At 65.5% G+C, this 20,526-nt stretch carries 21 protein-coding genes and 4 tRNA genes; 18 read left to right on the forward strand and 7 right to left on the reverse strand.

What is annotated here, in order from left to right:
* Positions 1-329 precede the first annotated feature (329 nt).
* From ACWCPQ_RS32335 to ACWCPQ_RS32345, 3 genes are all read right to left on the reverse strand, one after another.
* Positions 330-1,037 carry a demethylmenaquinone methyltransferase gene (locus ACWCPQ_RS32335; protein ID WP_449906070.1) on the reverse strand — a complete coding sequence of 236 codons (708 nt, stop codon included), beginning with the start codon at positions 1,035-1,037 and terminating at the stop codon, positions 330-332.
* A gap of 133 nt (positions 1,038-1,170) precedes the next feature.
* Positions 1,171-2,313: a glycosyltransferase family 4 protein gene (locus ACWCPQ_RS32340; protein WP_449906073.1), complete on the reverse strand. Its 1,143-nt coding sequence runs from the start codon at positions 2,311-2,313 to the stop codon at positions 1,171-1,173.
* 4 nt (positions 2,314-2,317) lie between these two features.
* Positions 2,318-2,791, reverse strand: coding sequence for a DUF3592 domain-containing protein (locus tag ACWCPQ_RS32345; RefSeq protein WP_449906110.1), 474 nt, complete (start codon positions 2,789-2,791; stop codon positions 2,318-2,320).
* A 232-nt stretch (positions 2,792-3,023) separates the two neighbouring features.
* Between ACWCPQ_RS32345 and ACWCPQ_RS32350 the strand changes: the two genes are divergently transcribed.
* Positions 3,024-3,530, forward strand: a complete 507-nt coding sequence (locus tag ACWCPQ_RS32350; RefSeq protein WP_449906076.1) for a DUF2505 domain-containing protein — start codon at positions 3,024-3,026, stop codon at positions 3,528-3,530.
* A gap of 64 nt (positions 3,531-3,594) precedes the next feature.
* Here ACWCPQ_RS32350 and ACWCPQ_RS32355 read toward each other — a convergent pair whose 3' ends face one another.
* The 3 genes from ACWCPQ_RS32355 to ACWCPQ_RS32365 are packed head-to-tail and all read right to left on the reverse strand — an operon-like array spanning position 3,595 to position 5,799.
* Positions 3,595-4,050 carry a VOC family protein gene (locus ACWCPQ_RS32355; protein WP_449906113.1) on the reverse strand — a complete coding sequence of 152 codons (456 nt, stop codon included), beginning with the start codon at positions 4,048-4,050 and terminating at the stop codon, positions 3,595-3,597.
* An 18-nt stretch (positions 4,051-4,068) separates the two neighbouring features.
* A complete protein-coding gene (locus ACWCPQ_RS32360; RefSeq protein WP_449906079.1) occupies positions 4,069-4,521 on the reverse strand; it encodes a helix-turn-helix transcriptional regulator in 453 nt (150 codons plus the stop codon).
* A gap of 6 nt (positions 4,522-4,527) precedes the next feature.
* Positions 4,528-5,799, reverse strand: coding sequence for a geranylgeranyl reductase family protein (locus ACWCPQ_RS32365; protein ID WP_449906081.1), 1,272 nt, complete (start codon positions 5,797-5,799; stop codon positions 4,528-4,530).
* A gap of 133 nt (positions 5,800-5,932) precedes the next feature.
* Between ACWCPQ_RS32365 and ACWCPQ_RS32370 the strand changes: the two genes are divergently transcribed.
* A complete protein-coding gene (locus ACWCPQ_RS32370; RefSeq protein ID WP_449906084.1) occupies positions 5,933-6,955 on the forward strand; it encodes a polyprenyl synthetase family protein in 1,023 nt (340 codons plus the stop codon).
* A gap of 129 nt (positions 6,956-7,084) precedes the next feature.
* A complete protein-coding gene (gene htpX, locus ACWCPQ_RS32375) occupies positions 7,085-7,954 on the forward strand; it encodes a zinc metalloprotease HtpX (RefSeq protein WP_449906087.1) in 870 nt (289 codons plus the stop codon).
* A gap of 1 nt (position 7,955) precedes the next feature.
* Here htpX and ACWCPQ_RS32380 read toward each other — a convergent pair whose 3' ends face one another.
* Complete coding sequence (locus ACWCPQ_RS32380) at positions 7,956-8,447, reverse strand: YajQ family cyclic di-GMP-binding protein (protein WP_449906090.1); 492 nt, start codon at positions 8,445-8,447, stop codon at positions 7,956-7,958.
* 195 nt (positions 8,448-8,642) lie between these two features.
* Here ACWCPQ_RS32380 and ACWCPQ_RS32385 point away from each other — a divergent pair.
* From ACWCPQ_RS32385 to rpoB, 15 genes are all read left to right on the forward strand, one after another.
* A tRNA-Tyr gene (locus tag ACWCPQ_RS32385) sits at positions 8,643-8,725 on the forward strand.
* A 198-nt stretch (positions 8,726-8,923) separates the two neighbouring features.
* Positions 8,924-8,996: transfer RNA gene (locus ACWCPQ_RS32390), tRNA-Thr, on the forward strand.
* A gap of 69 nt (positions 8,997-9,065) precedes the next feature.
* Positions 9,066-9,138 (forward strand) — tRNA-Met (locus ACWCPQ_RS32395).
* A 44-nt stretch (positions 9,139-9,182) separates the two neighbouring features.
* The gene (rpmG, locus tag ACWCPQ_RS32400) at positions 9,183-9,353 is read left to right on the forward strand and encodes a 50S ribosomal protein L33 (RefSeq protein WP_011211653.1); all 171 of its coding nucleotides are present in this window, start codon (positions 9,183-9,185) and stop codon (positions 9,351-9,353) included.
* 327 nt (positions 9,354-9,680) lie between these two features.
* Complete coding sequence (locus ACWCPQ_RS32405) at positions 9,681-10,733, forward strand: fused (3R)-hydroxyacyl-ACP dehydratase subunits HadA/HadB (RefSeq protein ID WP_449906116.1); 1,053 nt, start codon at positions 9,681-9,683, stop codon at positions 10,731-10,733.
* Positions 10,734-11,012: 279 nt separating this feature from the next.
* A tRNA-Trp gene (locus ACWCPQ_RS32410) sits at positions 11,013-11,085 on the forward strand.
* A 31-nt stretch (positions 11,086-11,116) separates the two neighbouring features.
* Positions 11,117-11,518 carry a preprotein translocase subunit SecE gene (gene secE / locus ACWCPQ_RS32415; protein WP_449906093.1) on the forward strand — a complete coding sequence of 134 codons (402 nt, stop codon included), beginning with the start codon at positions 11,117-11,119 and terminating at the stop codon, positions 11,516-11,518.
* Positions 11,519-11,634: 116 nt separating this feature from the next.
* Entirely contained in the window at positions 11,635-12,411 is a 777-nt protein-coding gene (gene nusG, locus ACWCPQ_RS32420; protein ID WP_449906096.1) for a transcription termination/antitermination protein NusG, read from the forward strand.
* An 84-nt stretch (positions 12,412-12,495) separates the two neighbouring features.
* Positions 12,496-12,930, forward strand: a complete 435-nt coding sequence (rplK, locus tag ACWCPQ_RS32425) for a 50S ribosomal protein L11 (protein ID WP_030525641.1) — start codon at positions 12,496-12,498, stop codon at positions 12,928-12,930.
* A 208-nt stretch (positions 12,931-13,138) separates the two neighbouring features.
* The gene (gene rplA, locus ACWCPQ_RS32430; RefSeq protein WP_449906098.1) at positions 13,139-13,852 is read left to right on the forward strand and encodes a 50S ribosomal protein L1; all 714 of its coding nucleotides are present in this window, start codon (positions 13,139-13,141) and stop codon (positions 13,850-13,852) included.
* Positions 13,853-14,129: 277 nt separating this feature from the next.
* Positions 14,130-14,699 carry an NADPH-dependent FMN reductase gene (locus tag ACWCPQ_RS32435; protein WP_449906100.1) on the forward strand — a complete coding sequence of 190 codons (570 nt, stop codon included), beginning with the start codon at positions 14,130-14,132 and terminating at the stop codon, positions 14,697-14,699.
* Positions 14,700-15,030: 331 nt separating this feature from the next.
* The gene (gene rplJ / locus ACWCPQ_RS32440) at positions 15,031-15,570 is read left to right on the forward strand and encodes a 50S ribosomal protein L10 (protein WP_449906103.1); all 540 of its coding nucleotides are present in this window, start codon (positions 15,031-15,033) and stop codon (positions 15,568-15,570) included.
* 75 nt (positions 15,571-15,645) lie between these two features.
* Positions 15,646-16,026: a 50S ribosomal protein L7/L12 gene (gene rplL / locus ACWCPQ_RS32445; protein WP_396944565.1), complete on the forward strand. Its 381-nt coding sequence runs from the start codon at positions 15,646-15,648 to the stop codon at positions 16,024-16,026.
* A 258-nt stretch (positions 16,027-16,284) separates the two neighbouring features.
* A complete protein-coding gene (locus tag ACWCPQ_RS32450; protein WP_449906105.1) occupies positions 16,285-17,370 on the forward strand; it encodes an ABC transporter ATP-binding protein in 1,086 nt (361 codons plus the stop codon).
* A 559-nt stretch (positions 17,371-17,929) separates the two neighbouring features.
* Positions 17,930-20,526, forward strand: a 2,597-nt coding sequence (gene rpoB / locus ACWCPQ_RS32455; RefSeq protein ID WP_449906107.1) for a DNA-directed RNA polymerase subunit beta, incomplete at its 3' end; no start/stop codon positions are given.

Here is a 20,526-nt window from a genome sequence, read left to right on the forward strand (position 1 = left end):
GTGACGTTCCGCTGCCGCCTTCGGGCCTGACCCGCCCGTGCTCTGTAGGTCGGGCACGGGTGGGGGCTCTGCGGGGTGACGTTCCGCTGCCGCCTTCGGGCCTGACCCGCCCGTGCTCTGTAGGTCGGGCACGGGTGGGGGCTCTGCGGGGTGACGTTCCGCTGCCGCCTCCGGGCCTGACCCGCCCGTGCCGTGTACCTCGGACATGCTTCCGATCGTGCCCGCGGCCGATTTCCTCGGGTTTGCCCGATGTTATCGCCGGGTGACATTCCCCTTCACCGGTGCGAATCACAACGGTGAGGTAGATGAACCCGCCGAGATCCGGCCGGTCAGCCGCCGAGCTTGTAACCCCGGTGCAGTGCGACCACCCCGCCGGTCAGATTCCGCCACTTCACGCCCGACCAACCGGCCTCGGTCACCCGGCGGCCCAGCTGCCGCTGGTTGGGCCAGGCCCGGATGGATTCGGCGAGGTAGACGTAGGCATCCGGGTTGCTGCTGACGGCACGGGCCACCCTCGGGAGCGCTTTCATCAGGTATTCCATGTAGAGGGTCTTGAAACCCGGGATCACCGGAGTGGAGAACTCACAGATCACCAGCCGGCCGCCGGGCTTGGTGACCCGGAGCATCTCGCGCAGCGCCAGATCGATATCGGCGACATTGCGCAGCCCGAACGAGATGGTCACCGCGTCGAAGGAGTTGTCGGCGAAGGGCAGCGCCATCGCGTCCCCGGCGACCATCGGCACCTTCCGGAACCGGCCGGCGGCCAGCATGCCCTGGGAGAAATCGGTGGCCACACACCACGCGCCGGACCGGCCCAGCTCCACCGTCGAGACCCCGGTGCCGGCGGCCAGATCGAGTACCCGCTCACCGGGCCGCGGGGCGATGGCCTTACGGGTCGTCCAGCGCCAATACCGGTCCTGGCCGGCCGAGATAACGGTGTTGGTCAGGTCGTATCGTCGCGCCACCCCGTCGAACATCGACGCGACCTCGTGCGGTTGTTTGTCCAGCGAGGCCCGGACCGATTGTGTTTTCACCACAACCCGACCCTAATGGGCGTGGCCGCCCGCGGTCCGTCCGCAGTACGCGCACGGCCGGAACGACCGCAGCGGTACGCCGACCGCGTTCCGTCGGGTGCGGCCGATCCGCGTCGCGGCCCCGGCCGGTGGACGGTCAGGCCGAGCGCGATAACCGGTGTTCGGTCCCGATCACCTCGGCGTAGTGGTCCATGAGTTCGGTGCAGACGGCAGGCCAGGTCCGGTGCAGCACAGATTTGCGGGCGGCCGCGCCGAACCGGTCGCGCAGCGGTGCGTCGCGCAGCGCGGCGACCGTGCTGGGCAGCAGTTCGGTGAATTCGCTCACCGGCAGCAGGTAGCCGTTGCGGCAGTGCGCGATCAGGTCCCGGGGGCCGCCTGCATCGGGTCCGACGACCGGAACCCCGGAGGCCAATGCCTCCTGTACGCCCTGGCAGAACGTTTCGTGCTCGCCGGGATGCACCATCACATCCAGGCTCGCGTAGGCGCGCGCGAGTTCGTCGCCGCCGAGTTCACCGGTGAAGATCGCATCCGGTAGCCGGGCGGCGAGCGCATTCCGCTGGGGTCCGTCCCCGACGATCACCAGCTGCACCGACGGATCGTGGGTCAGCACCGCGAGCCGCTCCACATGTTTCTCCGGCGCCAGCCGGCCGACGAAACCCACCAGCAGCCGGTCGGTCCCGCCGCGCCACTGTTCGCGCAGGTCGAGGCTCCGCGCAGCCGGGGTGAACCGCACTGTGTCGACCCCCCGGCCCCACCGGTGCACCCGCGGGATGCCGTGCCCGGCCAGATCCGCGACCGCCGCGCTCGACGGCGCCAATGTCCGCACCGCGCCCTCGTGGATCCGCCGGGTCCAGCCCCACGCGGCACGGGCTGCCAAGCCCAGCCCGTAACTCTTCGCGAAACCCGCCACATCGGTCTGGTAGACCGCCACCGCCGGCAGATCCAAGCGCAGCGCCGCCGCCATCCCACCCGCGCCGAGCAGGAACGGCGAGGCCAGATGCACCACATCGGGTTCGAAATCGTCCAGGACCCCGACCATGCCGGGTTGCGGTAGCCCCACCGGTAGCGAACTGATCTTCGGCACCATCACCGCCGGCACCCGGTGGACCGGGAACCTACCGTGCGCCCTGGGCGCGGGCGGTTGCCCACGGAGAGTGTCGGGCGCGATGACCAGAGCTTCGTGCCCGTGCCGGTCCAGATGATCCAGCACCCGCAGTACCGAGTTCACGACGCCGTTCATATTGGGCAGAAATGACTCCGCAACGATGGCTACGCGCATCCCGTCAGTCTGCGCGGTCGCCGTCTCCCGGTACGCGACGCCGATATGACGCCGGATCGAAGATCGGGCGAACACTCATCGAACCGGTCGCCGCCCGCAGCAGCAGCCACAGCGTCGGCAGTGTCAGCGCCCAGGTCACGGCCAGAACCGACAGGGCCGGCATGATCGCGACCCGGACATCGCGGCCCGCCACCCGGACCAGATCGGGATCGGCGCGGCTGTATTCGACATTGATCCGCTCACCGGCGGTGAGGTTGGTCGGATACAGCACACCGACCTTCGGGTTGTGCGTCACCCCGTCCGGGGTCACATACATCACGGCCGAGCGCAGCCGTCCGGCCGAGAGCACCTCACCGGTCGTCTCGCCCTTGTCGGACCCGATCAGATAGTCGTTGCGCCAGGCCGCCAGGAACAGCAGCACCACCAGCACACTTACCGAGACCCCGGCGATCACCACACCGACGCACACCTTGCGCAGTCGTTCCGCGCGGGCCGACCGCGGTGCCGGTTCGTCGCCGGGTTCGGGGGCCGCGACGAGCGGTTCGGCCACTACTGCCTGCTCGGCCACGCTGCCTCCTGCGGAATGGTTCTCGGCCGGGTCGGCGCCGTCGGCGCGCATGCCGTCCTCGGGTCGACCGGGGTCGCGCGGTTCGCCGCGGCTGGTTTCCGGCACCGCAACAGGCTAGCGGGGTCGGCTAGGGTGAGCGCTCATGGCCCGAAAATTCGGCTTCACGCTGTCCTATCCGATCCCGGTGGCCGATCTCCACGCCGCGCTCACCGGAGAAGAATTGTGGCGCGACCGGTTCTCCGGTGCGGCTACCGCCACCCTCGACCTGTCCCACCCCGGTGGCGAGGGAACCGCTCGCATCGAGATGAGCGAGACGATCCGGCAGGACAAGATCCCCGGCATCGTGCGCAAGGTACTCAAGAGCGAACTGGTCGTCACCCGGATCGACAATTGGCAGCCCCTCACCGGGACCACGGCCGCGGGGACCTTCGAGGGCACCTCGTCGGCGATCTCCTCGGAGATGAAGGGCACCTACGAACTGCGCCCCACCGCAGACGGCTCGGAGATCGTGATCTCCGGTTCGGTGAAGGTCAAGGTTCCACTGGTCGGCGGAGCCATCGAACCGCTCGCCGAACAGCTGCAACGCCGGGTGGCCGAGGGCGAACGCAAATACATCGTCGGATGGTTCGAGAAGCGCGCCGACGCCTGATACCCGCTCCCGGGGCCGTGGAATGCGCGGCCCCGGGCCTGTCCCGGCTTCCGGCGGGCCGGGCTCACAGCTCGGTACAGGGCGCCTCCACCGCCGTGGCCGCCGGATCGAATTCCGTCGGCTCGACCAGCACCAGCCAATTACCGGAATTGTCCCGGAACACCGCTTCCACACCGTAGGGCCGCTCCGACGGTGGCTGCACGAAATCGACACCCTTGGCGGTGAGTTCCGCATAGGCGCTGCGGCAGTCCGAGGTGCTCAACCCGAGCGAGCCGTGACAACCGTTGGCCAGTGACCGGCCGATGGCATCGGCCAGATTGTCGTCCAGCGGCGGTCCGGGCAGCATCAGCGTCACTTCGAGTTCCCGGTGATCGGGGTGCGCGACGGTCACCCAGCGGAACCCGTTGTCGCCCATCTGGATATCGGCGGTTTCCACGAAACCGAGAACATCGACGTACCAGTTCTTGGCTGCTGTCTGATCGGTCACATACACGGTGACCAGCGATACGTTCGAAATGATCGGAGGCATGATCGGAGACTATGGCCCGGCCGGGCCCCCGGGCTTCTCCGAAATTGCGGTGTCGGGCCGTCGGTCGGACAACCCGTGCATGAAGATGTAACACCCCGGGATCCGGGGCGCGCCGTCGGCGAATTTCGCCTGATACTCCGATGGTGGAACACCCACCACTTCGGCGAATTTACGGGAGAACGAACCCAGACTGCTGTAACCGACGAGGATGCAGACCTCGGTCACCGTGGTGTTGGTCGCCCGCAGCAGATCCTGCGCCCGCTCGATCCGGCGCTCGGCCAGATACACCGCGGGCGTCCTACCGTAGGTGGCCGCGAAACAGCGCAGGAAATGGTATTTCGAAACTCCCGCGGCCGCGGCCATACTGTCGAGGTCCAGCGGACGGGCGAATTCGCGATCGACCAGATCGCGTGCCCGCCGTAGATGCGGCAGCAGATCCCGGGGTACCGGCCGGCCCGCCACGTCGACCTAACAGAAGGGCGCGAGGTCGTCGAAACGCATCGACGCCCGGCCCGCGGTACGCCAGGCCCGGGCGGTGAGATCGACATCCTCGTCGGTGACCAGATTGCCCATCACCCGGACCGCCGTGCGCTGCAAGAACTTCGAACGCATCACCGGCGGCCCGCCGATCGGAACCATACGCGGATGGGTGGCCAGACCCGCGATCCGCCGCGCCACCGAATAGGTCCGGCCGTACTTCGCGCGCAGCAGCTCCGGCCACACCCGGGTGAGATCGGGCTCGTCCAGCAGGCCGGCGAGCATATGCCCGCCCTCGAGACCGTAATCGATCCCCTCCCCGTTCAACGGGTTCACACAGCCCGCGGCATCGCCGAGCAGCGCCCAGTTCCGGCCCGCGATCCCGGAGACCGCGCCACCCATCGGCAACAGCGCCGAGGAGACCGCGCGCACGGAACCGCTCAGCTCCCATTCCTCGCGGCGCAGCTCCGTATAGTGCTCGAGCAGCGGCTTCAGCGCGATATGCGAGGGCCTGCGCTCGGTGGCCAGCGAGCCGACACCGATATTCACCTCACCGTTGGCGAGGGGGAAGACCCAGCCGTAGCCGGGCACCAGTTCGCCCTCGGCATTGCGCAACTCCAGATGTGAGGTGATCCACTGATCGTCGCTGCGGCCGGAGGAGATGTAGGCCCGTGCCGCCACCCCGTAGGCGTATCGGCGATGCCAGGTACGCCCGAGCATTTTGCCGACCGGAGAACGAACACCGTCGGCCACGATCAGAGTCCGGCAACCGATCTCGTGCGATGCGTCACCCACCCGGACGGTCACGCCGGTGACCCGGTCACCGTCGCGTGCGATATCCACGACTTTCGCGCCGTCCCGCATCCGCGCCCCGGATTTCACGGCGGTTTCGCGCAATTTGTCGTCGAGTTCGGTGCGCGGGATCGCGCTGCCGTAGGTAGGGAACGAACCGCCGGGCCAGGGGAGAAGGGCCTCGCCACCGAAGCCGGCCATCCGCAGACCGTGGTTGACGGTATGTGCCCGCACCCATTCGCCCAACCCCAGATACTCGAGTTCGGCGGTGGCGCGCGGCGTCAGGCCGTCGCCACACGTCTTGTCCCGGGGGAAGGTCGCGGAATCCAGCAGCAGCACATCGCGACCCGCGCGCGCGGCCCAGGCCGCGGCCGCCGAGCCGGCCGGACCGGCACCCACGACCAGCACCTGTACGTGTGCGGGCAGCGCGTCCCGGTCGGTATCGGATGGCGTGGCTTCGGGTGCACCCATGCGGTCAATAGTTACAGGCCGTCGCCGACGATGTCGATGGCGGTACGGTGCACAGTGACGGTGTTCATGGGCGTTCCGACGTGAACACGCTAGGTTCATCACCGTGGGGTCGGACGCATCCTTGGGAGAAGGTATGAGCACATCTGCTGTGAGCGAAGCCGGCACGGTGGTGGCGGGGGTCGACCTAGGAGACCCCGCGCTCGCCGAAACCGTACGCAACGGCCTCGAAGAAGTGGAGAAACTGCTGGTCGAGGAACTGTCCTCCGGGGCGGCTTTCCTCCAGGAAGCGGCACTGCACCTGGCCAGGGCCGGCGGTAAACGATTCCGGCCGCTGTTCACGATCCTCACCGGCCAGCTGGGCCCCCGCCCCGGCGATCCGGATCTGGTCACCGCCGGCACCGTCGTGGAACTCGTGCACCTCGCCACCCTCTACCACGACGACGTCATGGACGAGGCCACCATGCGCCGCGGCGCCACGAGCGTGAATTCCCGCTGGGGCAACAGCGTGGCCATTCTCGCCGGCGACTACCTGTTCGCCCACGCATCCCGGCTCACCTCCACCCTCGGCCCCGACGCGGTACGCATCATCGCCGAAACCTTCGCCGAACTGGTCACCGGTCAGATGCGTGAAACCATGGGCGCCCGCGAAGCAGGCGACCCGGTCGCCCACTACCTGCGCGTGGTCTGGGAGAAAACCGGCTCCCTGATAGCCGCCTCCGGCCGTTTCGGCGGCACCTTCTCCGGTGCCGACGACGACCACGTCGAACGCCTCGCCCGCCTCGGCGACGCCGTCGGCACCGCCTTCCAGATCTCCGACGACATCATCGATATCTCCTCGGAATCGGCGCAGTCCGGGAAAACCCCCGGCACCGACCTCCGCGAAGGCGTCCACACCCTCCCGGTCCTCTACGCGCTGCGCGACGAAGGCCCCGACGGCGACCGCCTCCGCACTCTGCTGGCGAAGCCGCTGGAATCCGACGCCGAAGTAGCCGAAGCGCTGGAACTGCTCGGCCGCTCCCCGGGCATGACCCGGGCAAAAGAGAAACTTCGCGAATACGCCGATATCGCCCACGCGGAACTGGACGCCCTCCCGGCGGGGCCGGCCAACGACGCGCTCGTCCGGCTGGTCCGATACACGATCGAACGAGTCGGCTGAGTTTTCGGCGCCGCCGGCAGGCGCCGCGAACAAGCACGGAACTCCGGGGGGTCGGGGCTCGTTGTTCTGCTGTAGCGGTTCTGGCCGAAACTCGCGCGGTCGGTCGCGCGCCACGTATACAGGAGTGCTATGCACGGGCACGGGTTTGCGAATGGGATGAAGACGTTCGGACTCATGGTCGGACTTTCCGCGCTGATAGTGCTGGCGGGGGCGGCGTTCCGGAACACGACCATTCTGATCGTCGCGGTTCTTCTCGCCGTGGCGATGAACGGTTACGCGTATTTCAACAGCGATAAGCTCGCGCTGAAGGCTATGCGGGCGCAGCCGGTGAGCGAGATCGAGGCGCCGGCGATCTATCGCATAGTGCGTGAGCTGGCGACCACGGCGCGGCAGCCGATGCCGCGGCTGTACATAAGTCCCACCAATGCGCCCAACGCATTCGCCACCGGGCGTAATCCGCGGCATGCCGCGGTGTGCTGTACCAGCGGTATCCTGCAGATTCTCGACGAGCGGGAACTGCGCGCCGTGCTCGGGCACGAACTTTCCCATGTGTACAACCGGGATATTCTGATCTCTTCGGTTGCGGGGGCGATGGCCGCGGTGATTTCCGGGCTGGCCAATTTCGCGTATTTTGCGGCGGCGTTCGGCGGTAATCGGGGTGGTTCCGGTCCGAATATATTCGGCGTATTGCTCGTGTCGTTGCTGGGGCCCATCGCGGCCGGCCTGATCAAGCTCGCGGTGTCACGATCGCGGGAGTACCAGGCCGACGAGTCGGGTGCGGAACTCACCGGTGATCCGCTTGCGCTGGCGTCGGCGTTACACAAATTGGAGCTCGGGGTTCAGGCGGCGCCGCTGCCGCCCGAACCCCGGCTGACCGCGCAGTCGCATCTGATGATCGCCAATCCGTTCCGGGCCGGTGACCGGATGGCCAAATTGTTTTCGACACATCCGCCGATGGCGGATCGGATCGCGCGGCTTGAGCAGATGGCAGGTCGTTGAGCTACCGGTAGTTCACGAACTGCAGTGCGATTCCGAAATCGTCGCCTTTGAGCAGTGAGATGACTGCCTGCAGGTCGTCGCGTTTCTTGCTGCTGACACGTAATTCGTCGCCCTGGATCTGCGCTTTGACGCCTTTGGGGCCTTCGTCGCGGATCTTCTTGGAAATCTTCTTCGCGTGTTCGGAGTCGATTCCCTGGATCAGCGTTCCGGTGATCTTGTAGGTCTTCCCGGAGGCGACCGGTTCGCCGGCGTCGAAGGCCTTGAGCGAGATATCGCGGCGGATGAGCTTTTCCTTGAACACCTCGAGTGCGGCTTTGACCCGCTCCTCGGATTCGGCGGTGAGCACCACTTTGTCCTCGCCGGACCATTCGATCTCCGCACCCGTTCCGCGGAAGTCGTAGCGGGTGTTCAGTTCCTTCTCGGCCTGGTGCAGGGCGTTGTCGACCTCCTGCCGCTCGACCTTGCTGACGATGTCGAATGATGAATCGGCCACACTGCGCTCCTGTTCACTGTTGGATCACCCTGGGTGCTTACGCAAGCTACCTGGTCGGTGACGCGACGCTGTGCCGCCGTCGTGATCGGAGCTGTTCGGGCGATCTGGCCAGCGGGTTTGCATTCGGGGTGCGGGTTCGTTGTATCCTGCTGAGCGCACTGAGAAAGCGATCGAAAGATCAAGAGTGCGGTACGAGGCAGGTTGCCCGAGCGGCCAATGGGAGCAGACTGTAAATCTGTCGGTGAAAGCCTACGTAGGTTCGAATCCTACACCTGCCACCTCTGAGCCCCCGCCGGTGAAAGCCGGCGGGGGCTCTGTCCTTCCCGGAGTGTTCGTCGGCGGTGGGCACGCGGCTCGGACACCACAAAATATGCTCTGACCACTCGGTTTGGAGCTCTTGGCGGTGAGTGTGTACTCTCGTTCAAGTCTTCGAGGCAACGGGTACGGCATTGTCGGTCCCGCTGCTCAGAGGTCGTGCCCCCTTAGCTCAGTCGGCAGAGCGTTTCCATGGTAAGGAAAAGGTCAACGGTTCGATTCCGTTAGGGGGCTCGCCGGATTGCCGGTGGTGTCCGACTCGGCACTCCAAGCCGCGACGTCGCCGTTGCAGATGGTGCGTAAGGCGGTGTAGCTCAGTCGGTAGAGCAAACGACTCATAATCGTTGTGTCGCCGGTTCAAGTCCGGCCATCGCTACCCATACTGATTGACCCTCTGGTTGACCGGAAAGAAGGCATATCGTGGCCGCGAAGTCCACCGATGTCCGGCCAAAGATCACCTTGGCCTGCGAGCAGTGCAAGCATCGCAACTACATCACCAAGAAGAACCGGCGTAACGACCCGGATCGGCTGGAACTGAAGAAGTTCTGCCCGAACTGCGGTACGCACCGGGCGCATCGCGAATCCCGCTGATTCTCGTATGACGCCGCTGCGGTAGCAGCGGGTCCCGAGCGTCCGCGCGCCGGTTCGGCGTGTCGGATGTTCACAGCACCACGGTCGTGGGTTCATCCCCGGCGACCGCGGGTGTTGCGGGGTTCGTGTTCTGTCCGTCGGCGGCGTTCTGGTTCTGTGGTGGTTCGCGCGAACCACCGATTCCGCGGTCGATTCTCGGCCGCGGTAATGATCAGGCGGCTGCTCGGCCCTTTCTCGGTCACGCCGACTACTATCTTCAGGCCCGACGTCCAGCCGCCATGCAGACTCCGTGCTGCGGGGTCAGATAGGTACAGTCCTCCCGTGACAATCAACACCGGTACAGACGAAGCGGTAGCGACGGATGCGGAGTTCGATCCCGCCGCCCATGCGGCCGCCATGGTCGGTCACCACTATCGTGTCGACGACTACTACGAGGTCGGCCGCGAAAAGGTGCGGGAATACGCTCGTGCCGTTCAGGACGGTCACCGGGCGCACTGGGACGAAGACGTCGCCCTGGAATTCGGCTACGACGGCTTGGTCGCTCCGCTCACTTTCATCTCCCTCATCGGGATCCTGGCCCAGCGCAAACTGTTCGAGACGGTCGTCACCGGCTACGACCTGAGCCAGATCATGCAGACCGACCAGATCCTGGAGTTCCACCGGCCGATCGTGGTCGGCGACCAGCTGATCTGCGATGTGCATCTGCACTCGTTCCGGCAGGCCTTCGGCGGCGACATCATCGTCACCAAGAACATCGTCACCGATCAGCACGATCAACTGGTGCTCACCACCTACACAACCCTGGTCGGACGCAGCGGCGGCGATATCGACCCGAACCTGAACGACGCGGTCCGCAAGGTTCTCATGCACGGGATGGACGCGGCTGTGCCCGATCACACGCCGCGGACCCGGCACGAGGTCCCGGCTCCGGCCGTCGGTGAGGTGGTCCCGGTCCGGTTCGCCCGGGCGTTCGACGAGGTGTCGGTCGGTGACGAGTTGCCCGCCCGCGTGGTCCAGCTGACCCGCGGCGATCTGGTCAACTACGCCGGTGTCTCCGGCGATGCGAATCCCATCCACTGGAGCGACGAGGTCGTGAAACTGGTGGATCTGGACAACTGCGTCGCGCACGGCATGCTCACCATGGGCCTGGGCGGCGGTTTCGTCACCTCCTGGCTGGGCGATCCCGGCGCCGTGAAGGAGTACAACGTCCGGTTCACCAGCCCGGTGTTCGTGAGCGCCACCGAGCCGGCCGAGGTCGAGTACACCGGCAAGGTGAAATCCGTCGATCCGGAGACGAAGACCGCGGTGATCGCGATCGTGGCGAAGTCCGGTGGTCGGAAGATCTTCGGCCGGGCCACGGCAACCGTCCAGTTGTCCTGACCTGGTCGAGTGACCCTGATTGGCTTCCGCCGCCGACCGTGCCGTACACTCGGGATTCTGGGGTCACCAGCCGATGCGCGCTGCTCTGCAAGGCTGGTTCCAGGCGGGGTTCGTTCCTGTCGGCCGCACGGCTGAGTAGGCTCGATCCGATACCGGTTCGACCGGCCCCGCCGAGGGGCCGGCACCTGCCGGAGCGGCGCGCGTGTTGTGTGACACCAGCGCCGATAATTGAATATCGCAGTGTGGCTGTAGCTCACGACATCGTCGTGGTTCAGCCGAAGGGGCGTAGCTCAAATGGCAGAGCAGCGGTCTCCAAAACCGCAGGTTGCAGGTTCAAGTCCTGTCGCCCCTGCCCTGGATGCCGGCGATGAGAGAGGATCGACGTGACCGACGAGCGGGACACCCGCCGCGGCGGATACGGCGCCGACGACGGCGATGACGCCGCCGCCGCGCAGCGGCCGAGCGGAAAGCGCTCCGCTCGCCGGGGCCGGTCCGCCTCATCGGGCGCGTCCGATACCGGTTCGATCGCGACCATCGATCGACCCACGCGCAAGTCCGAGGCCAAGTCCGGCCGGACCGAACGTGAACGGTCCCGGAATCCGTTCAAGCGCTTGTTCAAGTTCCTGCGTGAGGTGATCGCGGAACTGCGGAAGGTTATCTGGCCCAACCGGAAGCAGATGATCACCTATACGACCGTTGTTCTGGTGTTCGTGGTCTTCATGGTCGCGTTCATCAGCGGGTTGGATCTGGCGTTCATCAAGGGTGTCGACTGGTTGTTCGGTTAGCCAGGCGATATCGGCGCCGGTGACCGATCCGCGCCGCGGGCCGGACGGAGCCCGATGCCGCGCCCGAACCCCGGCATGCAGAGGATGCACGTGACGACACAGGAAGCGAGTGCCCAGTGAGCACCCCGGAGAACGACACCACCGACGAGTTCCCGGTCGACGATCAGACGGCCGAGGAGGCCGCCGTATCCGTCGAGGAGCCGGCGTCAGACGCCGAGCCCGAGGCTGCCGACGAGGCCGCACCCGCATCCGCCGACGCGGAAGAGCCCGACCCGGTCGAGCAGATGAAAGCCGTGCTGCGGCGTGCTCCCGGTGACTGGTACGTGATCCACTCCTATGCCGGTTACGAGAACAAGGTGAAGACCAATCTCGAGACCCGTGTGCAGAACCTGGACCTGGAGGATTACATCTTCCAGGTGGAGGTGCCCACCGAAGAGGTCACCGAGATCAAGAACGGTCAGCGCAAGAGCGTCAATCGCAAGGTGCTGCCGGGCTACATCCTGGTCCGGATGGATCTGAACGACGAGTCCTGGGGTGCTGTCCGCAACACTCCGGGTGTCACCGGATTCGTCGGTGCAACCTCGCGCCCCTCGCCGCTGACCATCAACGACGTGGTGAAATTCCTGGTTCCGGCATCGCAGCAGAAGAAGGCGGCCGCTCCCGCTGCCGCTGCTGCCGGTGGCGAGGGCGGCGTCGAGACGAAGGCCAAGCCCACCATCGAGGTCGATTTCGAGGTCGGCGAATCGGTGACGGTGATGGACGGTCCGTTCGCGACCCTGCCCGCCACGATCTCCGAGGTCAATGCCGAGCAGCAGAAGCTGAAGGTACTCGTCTCGATCTTCGGGCGCGAGACGCCGGTGGAACTGGAATTCACCAAGGTCGCCAAGATCTGAGCGGCGGCGCCTGTGCTCCCGGGACCGTGAGTCCCGGGTCGGAACTTGCAGAGAGCAAGGAACACCACACCCTAGGAAAGAAAGATGCCCCCCAAGAAGAAGAAGCTCGCCGGGATCATCAAGCTCCAGATCCAGGCCGGCGCCGCGAATCCGGCTCCCCCGGTGGGTCCGGCGCTCGGTCAGCACGGCGTCAACATCATGGAGTTCTGCAAGGCGTACAACGCGGCGACCGAATCGCAGCGCGGCAACGTCATCCCGGTCGAGATCTCGGTGTACGAGGATCGGTCCTTCGACTTCAAGCTGAAGACCCCGCCGGCCGCGAAGCTGCTGCTGAAGGCCGCCGGCGTGCAGAAGGGTTCGCCCGAGCCGCACCGCAACAAGGTCGCCACGGTGACCATGGATCAGGTGCGCGAGATCGCCAAGACCAAGCAGGAAGATCTGAACGCCAACGATATCGATCAGGCGGCCAAGATCATCGCGGGTACCGCGCGCTCGATGGGTATCACCGTCGAAGGCTGAGTGTCGCGTTCCGATGCTGCGACGGTGCGTCGCACATCCGATCGAACACCGGCCGATTCGCCGATCCCGCTCCGAGTGGGAGGGCCGGCCAGGCCCGATAACCACAGCTGAACCAAAACACTGCGGCGTGAGCGCCGGGCGCGGAGGCGAAAGCCTGCGTGATCACGGAGCCCCGGGAACGCCGCCGATAGAAACAGGACAGAGAAACATGGCAAAGCGAAGCAAGGCGTACCTCGCCGCTGCCGAGAAAGTCGACCGCAGCGCGCTCTACTCGCCGCTGGCCGCGGCGCGGCTGGCCAAGGAGACCGCGACCACCAAGACGGACGCGACCGTCGAGGTCGCCATCCGGCTCGGCGTCGATCCCCGTAAGGCCGACCAGATGGTTCGCGGCACCGTGAACCTGCCGCACGGCACCGGTAAGACCGCCCGCGTCATCGTGTTCGCGGCCGGTGAGAAGGCCGCCGAGGCGGAAGCCGCGGGTGCCGACGCCGTGGGCGCCGAGGATCTGATCGAGCGGATCCAGGGCGGCTGGCTGGATTTCGACGCCGCGATCGCCACTCCCGACCAGATGGCCAAGGTCGGCCGTATCGCGCGTGTCCTGGGCCCGCGCGGTCTGATGCCGAACCCGAAGACCGGCACGGTCACCACCGATGTGACCAAGGCGGTCAACGACATCAAGGGCGGCAAGATCAACTTCCGGGTCGACAAGCAGGCCAACCTGCACATCGTCATCGGTAAGGCGTCGTTCGACGACAGCAAGCTGGTGGAGAACTACGGCGCCGCGCTGGACGAGATCCTGCGGGCCAAGCCGTCGACCGCCAAGGGGCGTTACGTCAAGAAGGTGACGGTTTCGACGAACACCGGACCGGGCATCCCGGTGGACCCGAACCGCACCCGCAACCTCTTGGACGAGGACGCGTAAGCCTCGGCTTCAGCGAAGTACCGCGACGGCGGGAGCGTCATCCGACGCTCCCGCCGTCGGTGTATATCGGGGAGCTTCCGGTTCGGCGGCCGGCGAGCTCCGTACGTGGAATCCGCATCCGGGGCGAAGTCAGTATGAGCTGCCGGCTTCACACCGGAGGCGAACGTCACGCTGTTCGCGCAGCCCGTAGCGCATTCGGCAGCGGTGGAGATCCGCGGATCGCCGGACCTGGCACCGTAGCGGACTGATTCCGCGTGATCTGTTGTTGCCGCATGGTGTGACGCTCATATTGCTGATATCCGGGAGCACTCGCGCCGGCTCGACCAATTCGGCAGCCCTGCGTACGGTCCGGGCCGTGGCGCCGGCCGGAATCGAGGCGCGCTGGTACGGCGGATTGTCCGCGTTGCCCGCATTCGTGCCCGAGGCCGCGGAGCCCGTCGATCCCGCGGTGCTGGAGCTACGGGAACACCTGGCGGCCGCGGCGGCGGTCCTGTTCTGCACTCCCGAGTACGCGGGCACACTGCCCGGAAGCCTCAAGAACCTGTTGGATTGGACTGTCGGAACCGGGGATCTGTACGGAAAACTCGCCGCCTGGCTCACTGTCGCACCGCCCGGACGGGGCGACGGGGCCGTGGAGACGCTCGCGAAGGTTCTCGGATACGTGGGAGCCGAGGTGGACGAGACGATCTGTACGCGACTGCCCGTATCGCGCAACGATATCGGGGCGGACGGCCTCGTCGCCTCGCCGGAATTCCGGGCGGGTGCGACCGAGGTACTGCGCCGACTGGACCGGCGCTACCGCGATGTCACCGGCGATCGGATCGGGCTCGACGGAGCGGACCGGTAGGACCGGACGGGTGTCGGTCGAGCTCCGTTCCGCAGCCGTTTTGCCAGATGAGGCAGCGTCCGGGTATGCTCGTTCAGGTTGTCGACCAGTTCGGCACCACCAATCAGTTCTACCGAAGACCGTTGGTCGTCGATTCCGTATGGGATCGGTCGAAGGTCCGGCGAGAGTGCCGGCGGCCCACGCAGGGAGAGCCGAGGCTGAAAGCTGACACGGTGTATCCGTGTGGAGTATTTTTCGCGCCCCGGAACGCTCTGCGTTCGGGGCGCTTGTTCTTTTGCCGGCCCCTGATTCGGTAGGGCATTCCATACCGACATCAGAGAGGAGGCGAAGTATGGCGAAACCCGAAAAGGTTACCGCGGTCGCGGAGATCGCCGAGCAGTTCAAGGGCTCGACGGCCGCAGTCGTCACGGAATACCGTGGCCTGTCCGTCAGCGCGCTGACCGAACTGCGTCGTGCGCTCGGTGCCGACGCCACGTACTCCGTCGCCAAGAACACCCTGGTGAAGCGCGCTGCGGCCGAGGCCGGCGTGGAGGGTCTGGACGATCTGTTCGTCGGACCCACTGCGATCGCGTTCATCTCCGGTGAACCGGTCGACGCCGCCAAGGCGCTGAAGACCTTCGCCAAGGATCACAAGGCGCTCGTCATCAAGGGCGGTTACATGGACGGCGCTGCGCTGTCCGTGTCCGAGGTCGAGCGGATCGCCGATCTGGAGTCCCGCGAGGTCCTGCTGGCCAAGCTGGCCGGTGCCATGAAGGGCAACCTGGCCAAGGCCGCCGGTCTGTTCAACGCTCCCGCCTCGCAGGTGGCCCGCCTGGCCGCCGCGCTGCAGGAGAAGAAGCAGGCCGAAGGTGGCGAAGCCGCCGCGGAGTAAGACCCGCATCCCCATTCGCGGAACGGTCGACTCCGGCTCGCCCGCACAGACATTCACTATCGAAAGGAAATATCAATGGCCAACGTTGATGAGCTGCTCGAAACCTTCGGCAACATGACCCTGCTCGAGCTGTCGGACTTCGTCAAGAAGTTCGAGGAGAAGTTCGAGGTCACCGCCGCCGCTCCGGTCGCCGTCGCCGCTGCCGGTGCCGCCCCGGCCGCCGCCGAGGCCGCCGAGGAGCAGGACGAGTTCGACGTCATCCTCGAGGGTGCCGGCGACAAGAAGATCCAGGTCATCAAGGTGGTCCGTGAGATCGTCTCCGGCCTGGGCCTGAAAGAGGCCAAGGACCTCGTCGAGGGCGCCCCGAAGCCGATCCTGGAGAAGGTGGCCAAGGAAGCCGCCGACGCCGCCAAGGAGAAGCTGGAAGGCGCCGGCGCCAAGGTCTCGGTCAAGTAATACCGACCGGCACTGCCGGAAACGGGTGGTCCCCATCGGGGATCGCCCGTTTTCTCTTTTCCGGGCGCGTTTTTCTCGTGCGCTGGTTAACGACGGTTCTGCGGTATCGAACGCGCCAACCATGGTTACTCTTCGGTCAGGTCGGGTGTGCTATGGACGTGCCATGGGTTACAGTGACCGAATCCGCTGTGACGTGACGCACCGCTACCGGGTCGGTGGTGCAAAGCGGGTAGCTCGCTGAGAAATGTGGAGGTTGGCGTGGGCGTCGAGGTCAGGACCGAGAGTGTAACCAAGTCGTTCGGTTCACAACGGATTTGGCAGGACGTTTCTATTACCCTGCCTGCCGGTGAGGTCAGCGCGCTGCTGGGCCCGTCGGGTACCGGTAAGTCCGTATTCCTGAAGTCGCTGATCGGTCTGCTGCGGCCCGAGCGCGGCTCCATCTTCATCGGTGGTACCGATATCACCACCTGCTCCAACAAGGAGCTCTACGAGATCCGGAAACTTTTCGGTGTGCTGTTCCAGGACGGTGCGCTGTTCGGCTCGATGAATCTCTTCGACAATGTGGCCTTCCCGCTGCGTGAACACACGAAGAAGCCCGAGTCCGAGATCCGCAAGATCGTCATGGAGAAGCTCGAGCTCACGGGTCTGCTCGGTGCCGAGGGCAAACTGCCCGGCGAGATCTCCGGCGGTATGCGCAAACGTGCCGGGCTGGCCCGGGCACTCGTTCTCGATCCCCAGATCATCCTCGTCGATGAGCCCGACTCCGGCCTGGACCCGGTGCGTACCTCGTACCTGAGCCAGTTGCTCATCGATATCAACGCGCAGATCGATGCCACGATCCTGATCGTGACCCACAACATCAACCTGGCTCGTACCGTGCCGGACAACATCGGCATGCTGTTCCGTCGCCAGCTGGTGATGTTCGGTCCGCGCGAGGTGCTGCTCACCAGCGAGGAGCCGGTGGTCAAGCAGTTCCTGAACGGTCGCATGATCGGCCCCATCGGCATGTCCGAGGAAAAGGACGAGGCCCAGATGGCCCGCGAGCAGGCCATGGTGGACGCCGGGCATCACCACGGTGGTGCCGAGGAAGTCGAGGGCATCATCCCGCAGATGAAGGCCCAGCCGGGGATGCCGGTGCGGCAGGCGGTGGAGCGGCGGAAGAACCGGGTGCGTGAGATCATGCACACCCTGCCGCACGCCGCGCAGGTCGCGATCCGGGAGTCGCTGGATCAGAACGACGAGACGATGGTCATGTCCTACAACTCGGGTCAGCCCGGTGGTGGTGACCGCGGCAACGATTTCCCGGGGTCGGATTTCGACACCATGCAGTACCCCAAGGTGTAATCGCGAACTTGTTTCCTACAGCAGCGCGTCGGGTTCGTACCCGGCGCGCTGTTTCGTGTCCGGGGGCGTTCGGCGAACGCTTCCACGGCGGCGAATCCGGCCGGAACAGGGCCGATACGGGCGAGCGTTACTGATCTTGTAGTGCGCCCGGTGATCCGAAGGACGCCAGGTCGGCACGGGCACTTGACGAGTTTCGCCGGACCAGTCACGCTATTGGTGGCGGCTTCGGCCGCCGTCGGTAGTGGACAACCGCCAGCGCCGAATTCGTTGCCGGAGGCCCGCCCGTGGTCGGTGAACGCAGCCAGCGGAACCGGCCCGGCGCGTCAGCCACGCAACGCTTCGCCGGGGTGGTACTTTGACACCTCCGTGTAGGTAGGTGTAGGTTTGGACGTTGCGCTGGCTGCCTCCTGTCCATTCCTTGATCGCACTACGAAAGTCCCACCCTTCCGGTGTTGCTTCCGTTGTTTGCTGTTCGAGTCTCGTTCGGGTCGTGACCAGCGAGAATCCCAAAATGTAGCAGACAAGCGACGGTCGCGGACCACCACGCGACGCGCGTGAGGTGCTGGAAGGACGCATCTTGGCAGTCTCCACCCAGACAAGCGCCAATACGAAGCTGGGAGTTTCGGGGGGTATCCCCGGGGCTCCATTGCGGGTGTCTTTCGCGAAGATCCGGGAGCCGCTGGAGGTGCCCGGACTTCTCGATCTACAAACGGAATCTTTCGCCTGGTTGGTCGGCACGCCGGATTGGCGTGAGCGCGCTGCCGCTCGCGGTGACGGCGGGCTGGTCGGCGGGCTCGAGGAGGTTCTCGAGGAACTCTCCCCGATCGAGGATTTCTCCGGCTCCATGTCCCTGTCTTTCTCCGATCCTCGTTTCGAAGAGGTCAAGGCCTCGATCGACGAGTGCAAAGACAAGGACATGACCTACGCGGCGCCGTTGTTCGTCACCGCGGAGTTCATCAACAACAACACCGGCGAGATCAAGAGCCAGACGGTTTTCATGGGTGATTTCCCGATGATGACCGATAAAGGCACCTTCATCATCAACGGCACCGAACGTGTCGTGGTCTCTCAGCTGGTGCGGTCGCCGGGCGTGTACTTCGACCATTCGGTCGACAAGAGCACCGAGAAGGATCTGCACAGTGTGCGGGTCATCCCGAGCCGTGGCGCGTGGCTGGAATTCGACGTCGACAAGCGCGATACCGTCGGTGTGCGTATCGACCGTAAGCGGCGTCAGCCGGTGACCGTGCTGCTCAAGGCCCTCGGCTGGACTGCCGAGGAGATCACCGAGCGGTTCGGATTCTCCGAGATCATGATGTCCACCCTGGAGAAGGACAACACCGCCGGCCAGGACGAGGCGCTGCTCGACATCTACCGCAAGCTACGTCCGGGCGAACCGCCCACCAAGGAATCCGCGCAGACCCTGCTGGAGAACCTGTTCTTCAAGGAGAAGCGCTACGACCTCGCGCGCGTCGGTCGCTACAAGATCAACAAGAAGCTCGGCCTGCACCCGGGCGAGGCCATCGACGGGTCCGTGCTGACCCGCGAGGACATCGTCTCGACCATCGAGTACCTGGTGCGGCTGCACTCCGGTGACCGGACGATGACCGCCCCCGGCGGTGTCGAGGTGCCGGTCGACGTGGACGATATCGACCACTTCGGTAATCGTCGTCTGCGCACCGTGGGCGAGCTCATCCAGAACCAGATCCGGGTCGGCCTGTCCCGGATGGAGCGTGTGGTCCGCGAGCGGATGACCACCCAGGATGTCGAGGCGATCACGCCGCAGACCCTGATCAACATCCGCCCTGTCGTGGCCGCGATCAAGGAGTTCTTCGGGACCTCCCAGCTCTCGCAGTTCATGGACCAGAACAACCCGCTGTCGGGTTTGACGCATAAGCGCCGTCTGTCGGCGCTGGGCCCCGGCGGTCTGTCCCGTGAGCGCGCGGGCCTCGAGGTCCGCGACGTGCACCCCTCGCACTACGGCCGCATGTGCCCGATCGAGACCCCGGAAGGCCCGAACATCGGCCTGATCGGTTCGCTGTCGGTGTACGCGCGGGTCAACCCGTTCGGTTTCATCGAGACGCCGTACCGCAAGGTGGAGAACGGCCGCGTCACCGACGAGGTCAAGTACCTGACCGCCGACGAAGAGGACCGGCACGTCCGGGCCCAGGCCAACTCGGCGGTCGACGCCGACGGCAATTTCGTCGAGGACCGGGTGCTGTGCCGCCGCGGCAACGAGGAAATGGAATTCGTCGACGCCACCGAGGTCGACTACATGGACGTCTCGCCGCGCCAGATGGTGTCGGTGGCGACCGCCATGATTCCGTTCCTGGAACACGATGACGCCAACCGTGCCTTGATGGGTGCGAATATGCAGCGGCAGGCGGTGCCGTTGATCCGTTCCGAGTCCCCGGTTGTGGGTACCGGTATGGAGTTGCGGGCCGCGGTCGATGCCGGTGATGTCGTGGTCAACGACAAGCCCGGTGTGGTCGAGGAAGTCTCCGCCGACTACGTCACCGTGATGGCCGACGACGGCACCCGCAAGTCCTACCGGATGCGGAAGTTCGCGCGCTCGAATCAGGGCACGTGTGCCAATCAGCGTCCGATCGTGGACGAGGGTCAGCGGGTCGAGCGTGGCCAGGTGCTGGCTGATGGTCCGTGCACCGAGAACGGTGAGATGGCCCTGGGTAAGAACCTGCTCGTGGCGATCATGCCGTGGGAGGGCCACAACTACGAAGACGCGATCATCCTGTCCCAGCGTCTGGTCGAAGACGACGTTCTCACCTCGATTCATATCGAGGAGCACGAGATCGATGCTCGTGATACGAAGCTGGGTGCCGAGGAGATCACGCGTGATATCCCGAATGTTTCCGATGAGGTCCTCGCTGATCTCGACGAGCGGGGCATCGTGCGGATCGGTGCCGAGGTCCGGGATGGGGACATTCTGGTCGGGAAGGTGACGCCGAAGGGTGAAACCGAACTGACTCCGGAGGAGCGGTTGCTGCGGGCGATCTTCGGTGAGAAGGCCCGTGAAGTCCGTGACACCTCGTTGAAGGTGCCGCATGGTGAGTCGGGCAAGGTCATCGGCATCCGGGTGTTCTCGCGTGAGGACGATGACGATCTGCCTCCGGGTGTGAACGAGCTCGTGCGGGTTTATGT

Source organism: Nocardia sp. NPDC001965, from assembly GCF_053594175.1.